This is a genomic window from Thermophilibacter gallinarum, assembly GCF_014982725.1.
Classification (GTDB): domain Bacteria; phylum Actinomycetota; class Coriobacteriia; order Coriobacteriales; family Atopobiaceae; genus Thermophilibacter; species Thermophilibacter gallinarum.
The window spans coordinates 516,346-534,709 of the sequence record NZ_JADCJZ010000002.1 but is presented as its reverse complement, the minus strand read 5'-3'; the positions used below and the strand labels follow the sequence as shown (position 1 = coordinate 534,709).

6 protein-coding genes and 6 rRNA genes are annotated in these 18,364 nt (G+C 64.2%); all 12 read left to right on the top strand.

The features are described from left to right. Positions 1–6: 6 nt before the first annotated feature. The 12 genes from atpC (at position 7) to INF26_RS06285 (ending at position 18,362) form a co-directional block, all read left to right on the top strand. Complete coding sequence (gene atpC / locus INF26_RS06340) at positions 7–432, top strand: ATP synthase F1 subunit epsilon (RefSeq protein ID WP_193529977.1); 426 nt, start codon at positions 7–9, stop codon at positions 430–432. Between the two features lie 21 nt (positions 433–453). Next, positions 454–1,728 carry a UDP-N-acetylglucosamine 1-carboxyvinyltransferase gene (gene murA, locus INF26_RS06335; protein WP_193529975.1) on the top strand — a complete coding sequence of 425 codons (1,275 nt, stop codon included), beginning with the start codon at positions 454–456 and terminating at the stop codon, positions 1,726–1,728. An 8-nt stretch (positions 1,729–1,736) separates the two neighbouring features. Next, a complete protein-coding gene (locus INF26_RS06330; protein WP_193529973.1) occupies positions 1,737–2,165 on the top strand; it encodes a metal-dependent transcriptional regulator in 429 nt (142 codons plus the stop codon). Between the two features lie 140 nt (positions 2,166–2,305). After that, positions 2,306–3,211: a UTP--glucose-1-phosphate uridylyltransferase gene (locus tag INF26_RS06325; RefSeq protein ID WP_193529971.1), complete on the top strand. Its 906-nt coding sequence runs from the start codon at positions 2,306–2,308 to the stop codon at positions 3,209–3,211. Then, entirely contained in the window at positions 3,204–4,607 is a 1,404-nt protein-coding gene (locus tag INF26_RS06320) for a phosphohexomutase domain-containing protein (RefSeq protein WP_193529969.1), read from the top strand. The genes INF26_RS06325 and INF26_RS06320 overlap by 8 nt, the downstream gene beginning before the upstream one ends. Before the next feature lie 298 nt (positions 4,608–4,905). Further along, positions 4,906–6,420 (top strand): 16S ribosomal RNA (locus tag INF26_RS06315). A 200-nt stretch (positions 6,421–6,620) separates the two neighbouring features. After that, positions 6,621–9,556: ribosomal RNA gene (locus tag INF26_RS06310) — 23S ribosomal RNA — on the top strand. A 101-nt stretch (positions 9,557–9,657) separates the two neighbouring features. Continuing rightward, positions 9,658–9,772, top strand: a 5S ribosomal RNA gene (rrf, locus tag INF26_RS06305). 504 nt (positions 9,773–10,276) lie between these two features. Beyond that, positions 10,277–11,791: ribosomal RNA gene (locus INF26_RS06300) — 16S ribosomal RNA — on the top strand. A 200-nt stretch (positions 11,792–11,991) separates the two neighbouring features. Then, positions 11,992–14,927: ribosomal RNA gene (locus INF26_RS06295) — 23S ribosomal RNA — on the top strand. A gap of 101 nt (positions 14,928–15,028) precedes the next feature. Then, positions 15,029–15,143: ribosomal RNA gene (gene rrf / locus INF26_RS06290) — 5S ribosomal RNA — on the top strand. The 16S, 23S and 5S rRNA genes sit together here, the layout of an rRNA operon. Positions 15,144–15,665: 522 nt before the next feature. Then, complete coding sequence (locus tag INF26_RS06285) at positions 15,666–18,362, top strand: bacterial transcriptional activator domain-containing protein (RefSeq protein WP_193529968.1); 2,697 nt, start codon at positions 15,666–15,668, stop codon at positions 18,360–18,362. The last annotated feature ends 2 nt before the right edge of the window (positions 18,363–18,364 follow it).

The window sequence follows — 18,364 nt, the reverse complement described above, 5'->3', positions numbered from 1 at the left end:
GTCCCCATGGCCGAGCTCAACTGCCAGTTCGTGCGTCCCGACCGCCTGCTCTTCGACGGTCCGGTCGCCAACCTCGTCCTCGTGACCTACGCGGGCGAGCTGGGCGTCTGGCCCGGGCACGCGCCGGAGATCGTGGCGCTCGGCGACGGCGTGGTGCGCATGCGCACCCGTCCGGAGGACGGTGGCCAGGAGTATGACGTGGTGGTGTCCGGCGGCTATGCCGAGATCGACCACGACGGCGTCATCATCCTCGCCGACCACGCCCGGCGCACCGACGACATCGATCCCGAGGTCGTCCGCCGCACGCGTGACGAGGCGATTGAGGCTCTCGACGAGATTGGCGCCGGCAACCACCGTGCGGCATACTATGAGAAGAAGATCAGGTGGTGCAACCTGCTGCTGAAGCATGCGGCGGCGGCCGGCACCGCGTAGGCCCCCAGGCACGGAGGCAGCATGGAAGTCATTCAGGTAGAGGGCGGCCACCGCTTCACGGGCGAGGTCCGCGTCGAGGGCGCCAAGAACTCGGCGCTCAAGCTCATGGCGGCCACCATCATGGCGCCGGGCGTCACCACGCTCACGAACGTCCCCAACATCGCGGACGTCCACGTCATGGGCAAGGTCCTCAAGAACATCGGCGCCGAGATCGAGGTCGTCAACGAGCACGAGCTCAGGATCGACACCTCCGGTGTGACGTCCTGGGAGACCCCCTACCACCTCGTCGCCCAGATGCGCGCCTCCACGGCCGTCCTCGGCCCGCTGCTCTCGCGCTTCGGCAAGGCCATCGTGGCCATGCCCGGCGGCTGCAACATCGGTGCGCGCAAGATCGACATGCACATCCTCGGCCTCGAGGCGCTCGGCGTCGAGTTCGAGGTCAAGCACGGCAACATCCACGCCAGCGCCCCCCACGGGCTGGTGGGCGACACCGTGACCCTGAACTTCGCCAGCGTAGGCGCCACCGAGAACCTCATGATGGCCTCGGTCTTCGCCAAGGGCGTCACCACGATCGACAACGCCGCCCGCGAGCCCGAGATCGTGGACCTCGCGAACCTCCTCAACGAGATGGGCGCCAAGATCTCCGGCGCGGGCTCTCCCGTGATCGAGATCGAGGGTGTCTCCGAGCTCCACCCCGTCACCCACAGGGTCGTGGGAGACCGCATCGAGGCGGGCACGTTCCTCGCGATGGGCGCGCTCATGGGCGAGCCCGTCACGGTGCGCGGGTTCGCCCCGCTGCACCTCGGCCTCGTGCTCAAGAAGTTCGAGCAGATGGGCATCTCCCTCGAGCGCGGGTCGGACTCCTGCACCGTCTGGCGCGACCGCCCGCTCGTCCCCACCGACATCCAGACGCTGCCGTTCCCCGGCTTCCCCACGGACATGCAGGCGCAGACCATGTGCCTGCTGGCCCTCGCCAAGGGCAGCTGCGTCATCACCGAGAACGTCTTCGAGAACCGCTTCATGCTCGCGAGCGAGCTCCAGCGCATGGGCGCCGACATCGTGATCGAGGGGCACCACGCCATCGTCCACGGCGTCGACGGCTTCTCGGGGACGCAGGTCAGGTCCCCCGACCTGCGCGGCGGCGCGGCCCTGGTCATGGCCGGCCTCATCGCCGACGGGGTCACCACCGTCTCCGACATCTACCACATCGACCGCGGGTACGAGGGCTTCGTCGAGAAGCTCGCGTCGCTGGGCGCGCGCATTCGACGCGTCGAGCTGCCCGACGAGACGGACTAGGAGGGGCCGTGAGCAGCTCGGAGCATCGGGACGACCACGCCCTCAGCCGTGCCGGCGAGGACTACCTCGAGGCCATCTACCGACTCGCCTGCGCCGGGTCGTCCGAGACGGAGCGCTCCGTGCGCTCGGTCGACGTCGCCGACCAGCTGGGCGTCTCCAAGGCGAGCGTCAACAAGGCGCTCTCCACGCTCAAGGAGGCGGGCATGGTGGAGCAGAGCCGTTACGGCCGCGTGACCCTCACCCCGGAGGGGAGGAGGTACGCCTCCCTCGTGTGGCGCGCACACCGCGCCCTGCGCATCTTCCTCGAGTCCGACCTCGGCGTCGCCCCGGAGACGGCCGACTCCGAGGCCTGCCTCATGGAGCACGTCCTCTCGGAGGACACGATGGAGCGGCTGATCGGCTATCTCGAGGGCCAGGGGATCGTCGTCCCCGAGTAGGGCCGCGCCCCTCTCGCCCGCGCCCCCGCGCGGCGCCGCTGGCGGACCGGCTCTGTATGAAGCGTCCTCTCTGGGGTATGTTTTGAGTGCCGCCGGGCATGCGCACGGCGGGCCCTTGCTCACGACCCGAAGGGAAGAACATGAAGGCAATCATTCCTGCCGCCGGCCTCGGAACGCGCTTTCTCCCCGCAACCAAGTGCTCCCCCAAGGAGCTGCTCCCCGTCATAGACAAGCCCGTCATCCAGTACGTGGTCGAGGAGGCCCTCGAGCCCGACGGCGTCGACGGCGTCGTCATCGTCAACTCCCACGAGAAGCCCCAGATCGAGCAGTACTTCTCCGTGGACGAGGACTTCGAGTCCATGCTGCGCGAGCGCGGCAAGTCCGCCGAGGCCGACCGCGTCCACGCCGCCTCCGCGCTTCCCGTCTCCTTCGTCTACCAGGACGTCGCCCGCGGCCTCGGCCACGCCGTCCTGCAGGCCGCCGAGAAGATCGACGGCGAGCCCTTCTTCGTCCTTCTCGGCGACTACTTCGTGCCGGGTCGCCAGATGTGCGTCCGCATGGCCGAGGTCTCGCGCGAGCACGGCGGTGCCTCCGTCATCGCGGTGGCCCCCGTCCCCGCCGACCAGGTGAGCCGCTACGGCATCATTGCCGGCGAATGCGTGGGATGCCTGCCGGGCACGGACGCCACGGGCGAGCAGGAGGGCGCGGTCTGGAAGGTCACGGGCCTGGTCGAGAAGCCCAGGCCGGAGGACGCCCCCTCTCACCTGTTCATCGTCGGGCGCTACCTGCTCTCGCCCCGGATCATGGAGCTCCTCGCCACGCAGGGCCCGGGCGCGGGCGGCGAGATCCAGCTGACGGACGCCATGGAGCGCCTGCTCGCCGAGGAGGAGATGTACGCGCTGGTCGTCGACCCCGCGGAGGGCTGCGACACCGGCACGCCCGCCGCCTGGGCAGCCACCAACGCGCGCATGGTGCTCGAGGACCCCGGCCAGAGGGAGGCCTTCCTCGAGGCCTTTGGCGAGGAGGGCGTCGCCCGTCTTGGATAAGAGGGCGGACATACTCAGATTCGGCGTCGACGGGTGGCACGCCCGCTTCGAGGACGCCTTCACCGACGAGAACGTCGCGCGCATCGCGGACGCCCTCGGCCTGGTCTGGGCCGACGAGCACCCCGCCGCGACCGTCTACGTCGGATACGACACCCGGCACGGGGCGGGGGACCACGCGCGCCTCGTCGCGGGCGTGCTCTCCTCGTTCGGCCTCGACGCCCGGGTGTCCGACTGCGCCTGCCCCACGCCGGCGGTCTCCTGGACGTGCGCACGTGACGAGCGCGCCGTCGGCGCCGTCGTCCTGACGGCGAGCGAGCTCTCGTGCGAATACGGCGGCGTCATCGTCCGGGGCGCCGACGGCGGCCCCGTCTCCAGGGAGTTCCTCGACCGCGTCGAGCAGGCCATCTCGCTTTCCCCCACGTCGGAGCGCGGCGCCTTCGAGGAGGTCGACCTGATGGGGGCCTATCTCGACGACCTCGGCTCCTGGGTCGACCGAGGCGCCATCGAGGCGCGACGCCCCAAGATCGTCGTGGACGCTATGTACGGGTCGGGGACCGGTCACCTCGCGCGCCTGCTCTCCGAACTGGGGTGCGAGGTGGTGGAGATCCACGTCGAGCCCCGGGACGACTTCGGCGGGATCCACCCCGACCCGCGCGACCCCTGGGCCGACTCGTGCGAGCAGGCCGTCGTCGCCCACGGGGCGGACATGGGCTTGCTCCTCGACGGGGACGCGGACCGGGCCTCGGTGGTGGACGAGCGCGGCGAGCTGCTGCCGGCGCGCGTGCTCGTGCCGATGCTGCTCGGGAACCTCGTGATGAGCCACGGGGCACACGGCCGCGTCGTCACGACGCTCACCTGCTCGGCGTGCATCGCCCGCGAGGCGGAGCGCCTCGGCTGCGTCACCACGCCCGTGTCGGTCGGCTTCGCAAGGATATATAGAGAGACGCTCGAGTCGGACGTGGTCATGGGCGTCGAGGAGTACGGCGGCGTGTGCGTCCCCTCGCACCTGCGCGAGCGCGACGGCCTGCTCGTGTGCCTGCTCGCCGTGGAGATGCTCGCGCGCTCGGGCAAGAGCGTGTCCGTCATGGCCTCCGAGCTCGAGGCGATCGTCGGGACGATGTGCTACGCGAGAAGGGACGTGCGCCTGGACCCAGCCGCGAGCCAGGCGTTCCGCAACGTGCTGCCCGGGCTCAACCCGGGTGAGCTGGCCGGTCGGGCCCCAGTCGAGGTCTCCCATGCGGACGGCCTGCGCCTGCAGTTCGAGGACGACTCGTGGGTCCTGGTGCGCCCGTCGAGAACCAGCTCCGTGGTGAGGGTCTATGCGGAGGCCCCCACGGCCGCCCTGCGCGACGCGCTGCTCGGCGAGGCCTGCGAGCTCGTCAGGAGGGGCCTGTAGCCCCCCTCCTTTTCCCACTTGTGCAGAAACCGTGGAGGCGCGGATTGTCGCCGGCGCGGGGCGTCCGGGCGCGTATAGTTATTCCCCGCGCGGCGACGGGCCCACGGCCCACGACCTGCGCGGCGTACCTTGAGAACCGGATACTGCGATCGAAAGATCGACGTGACAGACAAGCGAAATTCGAATTCTGACATCTGAGTCAGAGACGTCAATTTCAGCGAATCCGAGATCAGCGGGATCTATGGACGGGACGGACCGACCACTCACACTGTAAGGCGGCTCTACGCCGCCTGGCATTTGAACGGAGAGTTCGATCCTGGCTCAGGATGAACGCTGGCGGCGCGCCTAACACATGCAAGTCGAACGGTTAAAGCACCTTCGGGTGTGTATAAAGTGGCGAACGGCTGAGTAACACGTGGGCAACCTGCCCCTCGCACCGGGACAGCCTCGGGAAACCGTGGATAATACCGGATACTCCGGACCCTCCGCATGGCGGGTCCGGGAAAGCCCAGACGGCGAGGGATGGGCCCGCGGCCTGTTAGCTAGTTGGTGGGGCAACGGCCCACCAAGGCGATTATGGGTAGCTGGGTTGAGAGACCGACCAGCCAGATTGGGACTGAGACACGGCCCAGACTCCTACGGGAGGCAGCAGTGGGGAATCTTGCGCAATGGGCGAAAGCCTGACGCAGCGACGCCGCGTGCGGGATGAAGGCCTTCGGGTCGTAAACCGCTTTCAGCAGGGACGAGGCCGCAAGGTGACGGTACCTGCAGAAGAAGCCCCGGCTAACTACGTGCCAGCAGCCGCGGTAATACGTAGGGGGCGAGCGTTATCCGGATTCATTGGGCGTAAAGCGCTCGTAGGCGGTCCGTTAGGTCGGGAGTCAAATCCGGGGGCTCAACCCCCGCACGCTCCCGATACCGGCGGACTTGAGTTTGGTAGGGGAAGGCGGAATTCCAAGTGTAGCGGTGGAATGCGCAGATATTTGGAAGAACACCGGTGGCGAAGGCGGCCTTCTGGGCCACAACTGACGCTGAGGAGCGAAAGCTAGGGGAGCGAACAGGATTAGATACCCTGGTAGTCCTAGCCGTAAACGATGGACACTAGGTGTGGGGGGAACGTCCCTCCGTGCCGCAGCTAACGCATTAAGTGTCCCGCCTGGGGAGTACGGCCGCAAGGCTAAAACTCAAAGGAATTGACGGGGGCCCGCACAAGCAGCGGAGCATGTGGCTTAATTCGAAGCAACGCGAAGAACCTTACCAGGGCTTGACATCTAGGTGAAGCGGCGGAAACGCCGTGGCCGAGAGGAGCCTAGACAGGTGGTGCATGGCTGTCGTCAGCTCGTGTCGTGAGATGTTGGGTTAAGTCCCGCAACGAGCGCAACCCTCGTCGCATGTTGCCAGCGGTTCGGCCGGGCACCCATGCGAGACCGCCGGCGTCAAGCCGGAGGAAGGTGGGGATGACGTCAAGTCATCATGCCCCTTATGTCCTGGGCTGCACACGTGCTACAATGGCCGGCACAATGGGCTGCCACTGCGCGAGCAGGAGCGAATCCCCAAAGCCGGTCCCAGTTCGGATTGGAGGCTGCAACCCGCCTCCATGAAGTCGGAGTTGCTAGTAATCGCGGATCAGCACGCCGCGGTGAATAAGTTCCCGGGCCTTGTACACACCGCCCGTCACACCACCCGAGTCGATTGCACCCGAAGTCGTCGGCCCAACCCGCAAGGGAGGGAGGCGCCGAAGGTGTGGTTGGTAAGGGGGGTGAAGTCGTAACAAGGTAGCCGTACCGGAAGGTGCGGCTGGATCACCTCCTTTCTAGGGAGAATCACCTCTTCTAGAGAAGACATCAGACGGACGCCCCGTCCATCCCAGCTGAGAGTCAGTCGCGTCGCGCGAGAGCGCGCAGTGTCCGGTCCCCGGGGCACGCCCCCGCCGTACCTTGAGAGCTGCATAGCGTGACGAAGATTCTTCTTCAAAGATCGCATCTATACGATTAAGTATGTTCGAGCCATCGAAGAGAAGATGGTAAGGGCAAACGGTGGATGCCTTGGCACAGGAAGCCGACGAAGGACGCGACAAGCTGCGATAAGCCACGGTTAGGGGCACTTGCCCGCTCGACCCGTGGATCTCCGAATGGGAAAACCCGGCGGGAGTCATTTCCCGTCACGCCCGGCTGAACACATAGGCCGGGCCGAGGCAACCGGGGGAACTGAAACATCTAAGTACCCCGAGGAAGAGAAATCAAACGAGATTCCCCTAGTAGTGGCGAGCGAACGGGGACCTAGGACAAACCGGCGGCCGCGCAAGCGCCGCCGGGGTTGTAGGGCCGCACATCGTGCAGTTACAAAACCTCGTGGAAGCGGAATGGCATGGGAAGGCCAGCGGGACAGGGTTAGAGCCCCGTACGCGAATCCGCGAGGACTGCCGTGCGGTACCTGAGTACCGCCGGACACGTGAAACCCGGTGGGAAGCTGGGGGGTCCACCCTCCAATCCTAAATACTCTCCTGTGACCGATAGTGGACCAGTACCGTGAGGGAAAGGTGAAAAGCACCCCGGGAGGGGAGTGAAATAGTACCTGAAACCGTTTGCCTACAAGCAGTCGGAGCACCCTTCGGGGTGTGACGGCGTGCCTTTTGTAGAATGAGCCAGCGAGTTACGGTGCGTGGCGAGGTTAAGCCAGCAAGCGAGCCGCAGCGAAAGCGAGTCCGAATGGGGCGAGCAGTCGCGCGCCGTAGACGCGAAGCCGGGTGAGCTATCCATGGGCAGGCTGAAGCGGGGGTAAGACCCCGTGGAGGGCCGAACCCACCTAGGTTGAAAACTGGGGGGATGACCTGTGGATAGGAGTGAAAGGCCTATCAAACCCGGAGATATCTCGTTCTCCCCGAAATAGCTTTAGGGCTAGCCTCGGACGTTTACCTGCGGGGGTAGAGCACTGAATGGACGCGGGGGCCTCACCGCCTACCAACTCCAATCAAACTCCGAATACCGCCGGTCCAGAGTCCGGGAGTCAGAACATGTGGGCTAAGCTGTGTGTTCGAAAGGGAAACAGCCCAGACCGCCCGCTAAGGTCCCGAAGTCCATGCTAAGTGGCAAAGGATGTGCGTTTGCTCAGACAACCAGGATGTTGGCTTAGAAGCAGCCATTCATTTAAAGAGTGCGTAATAGCTCACTGGTCGAGTGGACATGCGCCGACAATATACGGGGCTAAGCATGGCACCGAAGCGGCGGACCAGTCTTTGACTGGTGGTAGGGGAGCTTTCCGTCCGCGGCGAAGCGCCGGGGTGACCCGACGTGGAGCGGCCGGAAGTGAGAATGCTGGCATGAGTAACGAGAGCGGCGTGAAAAACGCCGCCGCCGTAAACCCAAGGTTTCCTGGGCAAGGCTAATCCTCCCAGGGTCAGTCGGGAGCTAAGGCGAGGCCGGAAGGCGTAGCCGATGCACAGCAGGTTGACATTCCTGCACCTCCGAACGGACGCTATTACCGATGGGGCGACGGAGAAGGGTAGCCGAACGGGGTTCTGGACGTCCCCGCGATGGCACGTAGGCCGCAGGGTAGTGAAACGCGCCCTGCGTCGAGGCTGAGGTGCCGGACGAAGCGAATGAGCGAAGTCGGTGAGCCCATGCTTCCAAGAAAACCCTCTAGGGAGCCCGCAGGAGCCCGTACCGCAAACCGACACAGGTGGGTGGGTAGAGCATACCAAGGCGATCGGGAGAACCATGGTTAAGGAACTCGGCAAAATTGCCCCGTAACTTCGGGAGAAGGGGTGCCGCCTCGGGTGGAGGGACTTGCTCCCCGAGCCCAGGGCGGTCACAGTAAATAGGCCCAAGCGACTGTTTATCAAAAACACAGGACTCTGCTGAAGTCGTAAGACGACGTATAGGGTCTGACGCCTGCCCGGTGCCGGAAGGTCACGAGGAGCCGTCAGCGCGAGCGAAGCGGCGAATCCAAGCCCCGGTAAACGGCGGCCGTAACTATAACGGTCCTAAGGTAGCGAAATTCCTTGTCGGGTAAGTTCCGACCTGCACGAAAGGCGTAACGATTTGGGCGCTGTCTCAACCATGGACCCGGTGAAATTGCACTAGTCGTGAAGATGCGACTTACCCGCGGAAGGACGGAAAGACCCCGTGAACCTTTACTGCAGCTTGACATTGGCTGCCGGTTCGTCGTGTAGAGGATAGGTGGGAGACGCTGAACCAGGGACGCCAGTCTCTGGGGAGTCGCCCTTGGAATACCACCCTCGACGTTCTGGCATCCTAACCCGCGACCGTTATCCGGCGTGGGGACCGTGTCAGGTGGGTAGTTTGACTGGGGCGGTCGCCTCCTAAAGAGTAACGGAGGCGCACGTAAGGTCTGCTCAGGACGGTCGGCAACCGTCCCTTTGAGTGCAAGAGCATAAGCAGGCTTGACTGCGAGACGGACAGGTCGAGCAGATGGGAAACCAGGTTCTAGTGATCCGGCGGCTCAGTGTGGTATGGCCGTCGCTCAACGGATAAAAGGTACTCCGGGGATAACAGGCTGATCTTCCCCAAGAGTCCCCATCGGCGGGAAGGTTTGGCACCTCGATGTCGGCTCATCGCATCCTGGGGCTGGAGCAGGTCCCAAGGGTATGGCTGTTCGCCATTTAAAGCGGTACGCGAGCTGGGTTCAGAACGTCGTGAGACAGTTCGGTCCCTATCCTCCGTGGGCGCAGGAGAATTGAGGGAGGCTGCCCCTAGTACGAGAGGACCGGGGTGGACGGACCTCCGGTGTACGGGTTGTCGACCAACGGCACTGCCCGGTAGCTGAGTCCGGTTCGGATAACCGCTGAAAGCATCTAAGCGGGAAGCCAGTCCCGAGATGAGTTCTCCTTTCGGTAAGGCCACTCGTAGACTACGAGTTCGATAGGCCGCAGATGTAAGCCCTGCGAGGGGTTGAGTCGAGCGGTACTAATCGGCCGAGCTCTTCTCTTCACACACTCGCTCGAACGCGATCCTCGAGACGATCGACGTCACGCTGTGCGGCCCCCAGGGCACGGCTCCGGCCGCCCCTGACAGCAGAATGCCCCTTGTTGGTCAGCGACCATGGCAGGGGAGGCACACCCGGTCCCATTCCGAACCCGGAAGTTAAGCCCCCGAGCGCCGATGGTACTGCGGAGTAGTCCGTGGGAGAGCAGGACGTCGCTGACCAACAAGGGGCATTTTCGCGTCTCGACCGAGGGCCCGCGAGGGCCCCTCTTCTGTCGACAACTACCGATCCCGTTCCTCCCCGCGCCGACAACAATCCACGCCTCTTGGCGTCCGTAAGCCTTCCTTTTCTGCAACGACGGCCCTCCTTTCTCACTAAGCGGAGATTCCGCAAAGCGCATCTCCGCGTGTGAGAAAGGAGGGCCATCCCTTACAGAAAAGAAGAATTGTGCAGAAACCGTGGAGGCGCGGATTGTCGCCGGCGCGGGGCGTCCGGGCGCGTATAGTTATTCCCCGCGCGGCGACGGGCCCACGGCCCACGACCTGCGCGGCGTACCTTGAGAACCGGATACTGCGATCGAAAGATCGACGTGACAGACAAGCGAAATTCGAATTCTGACATCTGAGTCAGAGACGTCAATTTCAGCGAATCCGAGATCAGCGGGATCTATGGACGGGACGGACCGACCACTCACACTGTAAGGCGGCTCTACGCCGCCTGGCATTTGAACGGAGAGTTCGATCCTGGCTCAGGATGAACGCTGGCGGCGCGCCTAACACATGCAAGTCGAACGGTTAAAGCACCTTCGGGTGTGTATAAAGTGGCGAACGGCTGAGTAACACGTGGGCAACCTGCCCCTCGCACCGGGACAGCCTCGGGAAACCGTGGATAATACCGGATACTCCGGACCCTCCGCATGGCGGGTCCGGGAAAGCCCAGACGGCGAGGGATGGGCCCGCGGCCTGTTAGCTAGTTGGTGGGGCAACGGCCCACCAAGGCGATTATGGGTAGCTGGGTTGAGAGACCGACCAGCCAGATTGGGACTGAGACACGGCCCAGACTCCTACGGGAGGCAGCAGTGGGGAATCTTGCGCAATGGGCGAAAGCCTGACGCAGCGACGCCGCGTGCGGGATGAAGGCCTTCGGGTCGTAAACCGCTTTCAGCAGGGACGAGGCCGCAAGGTGACGGTACCTGCAGAAGAAGCCCCGGCTAACTACGTGCCAGCAGCCGCGGTAATACGTAGGGGGCGAGCGTTATCCGGATTCATTGGGCGTAAAGCGCTCGTAGGCGGTCCGTTAGGTCGGGAGTCAAATCCGGGGGCTCAACCCCCGCACGCTCCCGATACCGGCGGACTTGAGTTTGGTAGGGGAAGGCGGAATTCCAAGTGTAGCGGTGGAATGCGCAGATATTTGGAAGAACACCGGTGGCGAAGGCGGCCTTCTGGGCCACAACTGACGCTGAGGAGCGAAAGCTAGGGGAGCGAACAGGATTAGATACCCTGGTAGTCCTAGCCGTAAACGATGGACACTAGGTGTGGGGGGAACGTCCCTCCGTGCCGCAGCTAACGCATTAAGTGTCCCGCCTGGGGAGTACGGCCGCAAGGCTAAAACTCAAAGGAATTGACGGGGGCCCGCACAAGCAGCGGAGCATGTGGCTTAATTCGAAGCAACGCGAAGAACCTTACCAGGGCTTGACATCTAGGTGAAGCGGCGGAAACGCCGTGGCCGAGAGGAGCCTAGACAGGTGGTGCATGGCTGTCGTCAGCTCGTGTCGTGAGATGTTGGGTTAAGTCCCGCAACGAGCGCAACCCTCGTCGCATGTTGCCAGCGGTTCGGCCGGGCACCCATGCGAGACCGCCGGCGTCAAGCCGGAGGAAGGTGGGGATGACGTCAAGTCATCATGCCCCTTATGTCCTGGGCTGCACACGTGCTACAATGGCCGGCACAATGGGCTGCCACTGCGCGAGCAGGAGCGAATCCCCAAAGCCGGTCCCAGTTCGGATTGGAGGCTGCAACCCGCCTCCATGAAGTCGGAGTTGCTAGTAATCGCGGATCAGCACGCCGCGGTGAATAAGTTCCCGGGCCTTGTACACACCGCCCGTCACACCACCCGAGTCGATTGCACCCGAAGTCGTCGGCCCAACCCGCAAGGGAGGGAGGCGCCGAAGGTGTGGTTGGTAAGGGGGGTGAAGTCGTAACAAGGTAGCCGTACCGGAAGGTGCGGCTGGATCACCTCCTTTCTAGGGAGAATCACCTCTTCTAGAGAAGACATCAGACGGACGCCCCGTCCATCCCAGCTGAGAGTCAGTCGCGTCGCGCGAGAGCGCGCAGTGTCCGGTCCCCGGGGCACGCCCCCGCCGTACCTTGAGAGCTGCATAGCGTGACGAAGATTCTTCTTCAAAGATCGCATCTATACGATTAAGTATGTTCGAGCCATCGAAGAGAAGATGGTAAGGGCAAACGGTGGATGCCTTGGCACAGGAAGCCGACGAAGGACGCGACAAGCTGCGATAAGCCACGGTTAGGGGCACTTGCCCGCTCGACCCGTGGATCTCCGAATGGGAAAACCCGGCGGGAGTCATTTCCCGTCACGCCCGGCTGAACACATAGGCCGGGCCGAGGCAACCGGGGGAACTGAAACATCTAAGTACCCCGAGGAAGAGAAATCAAACGAGATTCCCCTAGTAGTGGCGAGCGAACGGGGACCTAGGACAAACCGGCGGCCGCGCAAGCGCCGCCGGGGTTGTAGGGCCGCACATCGTGCAGTTACAAAACCTCGTGGAAGCGGAATGGCATGGGAAGGCCAGCGGGACAGGGTTAGAGCCCCGTACGCGAATCCGCGAGGACTGCCGTGCGGTACCTGAGTACCGCCGGACACGTGAAACCCGGTGGGAAGCTGGGGGGTCCACCCTCCAATCCTAAATACTCTCCTGTGACCGATAGTGGACCAGTACCGTGAGGGAAAGGTGAAAAGCACCCCGGGAGGGGAGTGAAATAGTACCTGAAACCGTTTGCCTACAAGCAGTCGGAGCACCCTTCGGGGTGTGACGGCGTGCCTTTTGTAGAATGAGCCAGCGAGTTACGGTGCGTGGCGAGGTTAAGCCAGCAAGCGAGCCGCAGCGAAAGCGAGTCCGAATGGGGCGAGCAGTCGCGCGCCGTAGACGCGAAGCCGGGTGAGCTATCCATGGGCAGGCTGAAGCGGGGGTAAGACCCCGTGGAGGGCCGAACCCACCTAGGTTGAAAACTGGGGGGATGACCTGTGGATAGGAGTGAAAGGCCTATCAAACCCGGAGATATCTCGTTCTCCCCGAAATAGCTTTAGGGCTAGCCTCGGACGTTTACCTGCGGGGGTAGAGCACTGAATGGACGCGGGGGCCTCACCGCCTACCAACTCCAATCAAACTCCGAATACCGCCGGTCCAGAGTCCGGGAGTCAGAACATGTGGGCTAAGCTGTGTGTTCGAAAGGGAAACAGCCCAGACCGCCCGCTAAGGTCCCGAAGTCCATGCTAAGTGGCAAAGGATGTGCGTTTGCTCAGACAACCAGGATGTTGGCTTAGAAGCAGCCATTCATTTAAAGAGTGCGTAATAGCTCACTGGTCGAGTGGACATGCGCCGACAATATACGGGGCTAAGCATGGCACCGAAGCGGCGGACCAGTCTTTGACTGGTGGTAGGGGAGCTTTCCGTCCGCGGCGAAGCGCCGGGGTGACCCGACGTGGAGCGGCCGGAAGTGAGAATGCTGGCATGAGTAACGAGAGCGGCGTGAAAAACGCCGCCGCCGTAAACCCAAGGTTTCCTGGGCAAGGCTAATCCTCCCAGGGTCAGTCGGGAGCTAAGGCGAGGCCGGAAGGCGTAGCCGATGCACAGCAGGTTGACATTCCTGCACCTCCGAACGGACGCTATTACCGATGGGGCGACGGAGAAGGGTAGCCGAACGGGGTTCTGGACGTCCCCGCGATGGCACGTAGGCCGCAGGGTAGTGAAACGCGCCCTGCGTCGAGGCTGAGGTGCCGGACGAAGCGAATGAGCGAAGTCGGTGAGCCCATGCTTCCAAGAAAACCCTCTAGGGAGCCCGCAGGAGCCCGTACCGCAAACCGACACAGGTGGGTGGGTAGAGCATACCAAGGCGATCGGGAGAACCATGGTTAAGGAACTCGGCAAAATTGCCCCGTAACTTCGGGAGAAGGGGTGCCGCCTCGGGTGGAGGGACTTGCTCCCCGAGCCCAGGGCGGTCACAGTAAATAGGCCCAAGCGACTGTTTATCAAAAACACAGGACTCTGCTGAAGTCGTAAGACGACGTATAGGGTCTGACGCCTGCCCGGTGCCGGAAGGTCACGAGGAGCCGTCAGCGCGAGCGAAGCGGCGAATCCAAGCCCCGGTAAACGGCGGCCGTAACTATAACGGTCCTAAGGTAGCGAAATTCCTTGTCGGGTAAGTTCCGACCTGCACGAAAGGCGTAACGATTTGGGCGCTGTCTCAACCATGGACCCGGTGAAATTGCACTAGTCGTGAAGATGCGACTTACCCGCGGAAGGACGGAAAGACCCCGTGAACCTTTACTGCAGCTTGACATTGGCTGCCGGTTCGTCGTGTAGAGGATAGGTGGGAGACGCTGAACCAGGGACGCCAGTCTCTGGGGAGTCGCCCTTGGAATACCACCCTCGACGTTCTGGCATCCTAACCCGCGACCGTTATCCGGCGTGGGGACCGTGTCAGGTGGGTAGTTTGACTGGGGCGGTCGCCTCCTAAAGAGTAACGGAGGCGCACGTAAGGTCTGCTCAGGACGGTCGGCAACCGTCCCTTTGAGTGCAAGAGCATAAGCAGGCTTGACTGCGAGACGGACAGGTCGAGCAGATGGGAAACCAGGTTCTAGTGATCCGGCGGCTCAGTGTGGTATGGCCGTCGCTCAACGGATAAAAGGTACTCCGGGGATACCAGGCTGATCTTCCCCAAGAGTCCACATCGACGGGAAGGTTTGGCACCTCGATGTCGGCTCATCGCATCCTGGGGCTGGAGCAGGTCCCAAGGGTATGGCTGTTCGCCATTTAAAGCGGTACGCGAGCTGGGTTCAGAACGTCGTGAGACAGTTCGGTCCCTATCCTCCGTGGGCGCAGGAGAATTGAGGGAGGCTGCCCCTAGTACGAGAGGACCGGGGTGGACGGACCTCCGGTGTACGGGTTGTCGACCAACGGCACTGCCCGGTAGCTGAGTCCGGTTCGGATAACCGCTGAAAGCATCTAAGCGGGAAGCCAGTCCCGAGATGAGTTCTCCTTTCGGTAAGGCCACTCGTAGACTACGAGTTCGATAGGCCGCAGATGTAAGCCCTGCGAGGGGTTGAGTCGAGCGGTACTAATCGGCCGAGCTCTTCTCTTCACACACTCGCTCGAACGCGATCCTCGAGACGATCGACGTCACGCTGTGCGGCCCCCAGGGCACGGCTCCGGCCGCCCCTGACAGCAGAATGCCCCTTGTTGGTCAGCGACCATGGCAGGGGAGGCACACCCGGTCCCATTCCGAACCCGGAAGTTAAGCCCCCGAGCGCCGATGGTACTGCGGAGTAGTCCGTGGGAGAGCAGGACGTCGCTGACCAACAAGGGGCATTTTCGCGTCTCGACCGAGGGCCCGCGAGGGCCCCTCTTCTGTATAGGACTGTTCTTATCTCGCGCTCATGGTGCCCTGGCCGCCTGCATCTGGTGTGTCAACCGCACGTTGTCGTCGGGCGTCCTCTCAATTCCTATGTTTATCAACACGATGTTTGTCAATGTTTGTCCTAACACGACAAACGATATCCCTGTTTTCATCTGACTTTCCGCTATCTCCCATCACTCGTCCGGATTTGTGCCGAAAAGTCGAAAGTTTCAGCTTCACAACTGATACCGTTTTTGTTGGCTCGAGCCCAAGTCTGTCCGTTTCTCCGAGAATGGGGATGCAACTATGGGCTCACATACAACCAAAGGGCAGTCGGTTGCCCTGTCTTCGCAGGTGAAAGCTGTCACCGCCGATGGCGGGGAGGCGATCTCCGACCTCCTCGGCCGGCTCGGCCTGGGGCCTTCGCCTGCCGAGGAGGGGCCTCTCTGCCCGCGGATCGTCGCGTTCTGTGCTGAGCCTGGCATGGAGTGCGGGACAGTCATCACCCGTGTCCTTGCCGAGGCCGCGCGTTCGGGGGCGCGCGTCGTTCGCCGTGGCTTCTCGGGCGCGTCTCCGGAATCAGCAACCCGTTCGCTTACTCGTCTTGCGCGTGAGCTCGACGCCGACTCTCGACTGATCGCAATCGGCCTTGACGACCTGCCGCCCTCCGACGAGTCCTGCACACTCAGGCAGGCTCGGGCGCTCAGAAAACTGTGGTCCGCCGGCGCGCTGGTCCTGTTCTCCGTCTATCCCGAGGCCCGTCAGCTCGTGGAGCGGCTCCCGGAGTGCACGAAGGTTTCCGCCGCACTGCTCCTCGATCAGTGCGTGAGCGCCCCGGAGACGGATCGGTGCGCGCACGATCGCGCGCGCCTCACGCGAGGAATACCGCGACTCGCGCGAGCGCTGGGCGCTCGCGGCAAGGAGCGGCCCGTCGATTCGCCCTCCCCGGCGTACCTCGACGCGCTTGGTGAGGTCGTCGAGCTCTCGCTGAGGCCGACGCTCTCCGACGAGGAACGGCGCCTCCGGCTTGCCATGCTCCTCCTGGGCAGGGGCACTAGGGGAGACCTGCGGCTCGTCCTCGGCGAGGCTCCCTCCGACCTTCTCGAGGGGCTCAGGGCCGACGCGCCGCTCTTTGGGGTCTCGGGCGGCCTGAGACGGTTCTGCGCCCTCAGCTCGTTGTCAAGGGGGTCCCTCCTGACGTGCCTGCGGCATGCGTCCTCGGCGTGCGCGCTCTTCCCCGACGTGCCGGCGGCCTGCCTGGGACTTCTCGTCGACCATGGCGACCTGAGGCGAGCGGCGGCGCTGGCGACGCTCCCAGAGTGTGCGCCGGCCCTTTCCAAGGTCGTGAGCCGCGGCGCCGAGTTTCTCGACCTGGGGGAGGTCGCGCTCGTGCTCCACTCGCTGAAGCTGGCGGGGGACGAACGTCCCGATGCGGCGGGCCGGTTGGAATCCGCGGCGCGTGCGCTCACCTCCTCTCACTCTCCGCTCGCCCTCGACGCCAGGGGCTCGGCCCGCGTCGCGGGTGAGGCGGAGAGCCTGTTCGTGGACGCTCGGAGGGTTCTGCGCGGAGAGCTTCCGATCGCCCGCCCCGACACGCCGGTGCGGGGACGACTCCGGAACAGGCTGATGGCCCATGTGCGAGCTTGTGTCCTCATGCGGCGTGGCGCGTTCTCCGCTGCCCTGGCCATGCTCGTCTGTGGCCCAGAGGAGGGGGAGCGGGAGAGCGTCTCGGGCGGTCTTCTCGCCATCGACCGCGAGCTGGCGCGCCTGATGACGGGGGGAAGCCCAAGGGAGTCCTCCCCTGCGGCGGAGCAGGCCGAGGGCTTCATGCGCAGGCGCCCGCTCAAAGGCCTCATGGGGTATGTGGCGGTGCTCGACCTCGTGCGCGCGCTGATGTCGGATGACGACGGGTCCGTGGCGGAGCTGGAGGCGCTCTCGTCGCGCTACGAGCGCTCGGAGGACACCTTGGTTCAGATCGTCGCCCTGGCCTGCGGAGCGGTTGCGGACCTGAGAGGAGGCTCCGCCGCCCGGGCGAAGATCAGAGCCTCGCTTGCGGGGACGCTGGCGCACGGTGCGGGGGTTGAGTATCTGGAGAGGGCCTCGCGCTGCGTCGCGGAGATCGCCGCCGTCCGACTGGGAGAGGGCCTCGGTCCGGCGACGACGGAGGGGCAGTCCGATGACCTTGGGTCCGTGTGCGCCCTCGTGCGGGGTGTCCTGCTCTCCGACGATGGCTCCGCGATCCCCTCGTTGCCCGAGGGGATTCCCTGGGACGCCGTCTGGCTGATCAGGGTGCTCGGAACGGGGCTCGGCAAGTTCTCGTTGGGGCTTATCGAGGGGATGCCGACCGCATGGAGGAGGGCGGCTTCGGCAAACGGTCCGCTGCGCCCGCATGCGGCCGCTCCCAAGGTCCCCGCGTCCCAGGGAGGCCCCGGCAAGACCAGGAAGCCCGTCGACCTGAGGCTTCTCGGGGGATTCGAGCTACGCGTCCGAGGGGTCCTCATCGCGGACTGGAAGCTGGAGCGGCGGAACGCAAAGGCGATGCTCGAGTACCTGGTGCTTCACGGCGGAGGCGCCAAGCGCTTTCAGCTCGTCGACCAGGTCTGGCCCGACAGCGACTACGACTCGGGATTCAATCGCGCCTATCAGGCCACGAGCGTGCTGCGCAGAGAGGTCGCCGAGATCGACCCGAACCTGAGCCTGCTCATGGCGGGCCGGACGAGCGGCGAGATCATGGTGGACACGAGCGTCATCGGGTGCGACGTCGACGCCTTCAGGGCCGCCGCGCGCGAGGCGGTCGACTCCAGGGACGACGCGAGAAAGCTCGAGTATGCCCGCGCCGCGGAGCGCCTCTACGTCGGGGACCTCTACGTGCCGACGCTCGACGCGACCGGGTTCATCTCATCCATGAGGGAGTCGCTCAGGAATCTCTACGCCGACGCTATGGTCGAGGGAAGCGCCGCAGCGCTGAGGCTGGGGCGCGAGAGGACCGCGACGCGGCTCGCCGAGAACGCGGTCAGGGCGAACGAGCTCAGGGAGGACGCGAACTCGGCCCTGGTCCGGGCGCTCAGGGCCTGCGGGAGAGGGGTGGAAGCGGACAGGAGGCTCAGGTCCTTCGAGGCACGGCTGCGTCGGGGGCGGGGCGAGCTCACGGCGGCCCCCGACGAAACGGCGGGCCAATAGGC

Excerpts from the sequence above, each read along its gene's own strand:
- atpC (WP_193529977.1), top strand. The coding sequence starts at position 7 with ATGGCCGAGCTCAACTGCCAGTTCGTGCGTCCCGACCGCCTGCTCTTC.
- murA (WP_193529975.1), top strand. The coding sequence starts at position 454 with ATGGAAGTCATTCAGGTAGAGGGCGGCCACCGCTTCACGGGCGAGGTC.
- INF26_RS06325 (WP_193529971.1), top strand. The coding sequence starts at position 2,306 with ATGAAGGCAATCATTCCTGCCGCCGGCCTCGGAACGCGCTTTCTCCCC.
- INF26_RS06285 (WP_193529968.1), top strand. The coding sequence starts at position 15,666 with ATGGAGTGCGGGACAGTCATCACCCGTGTCCTTGCCGAGGCCGCGCGT.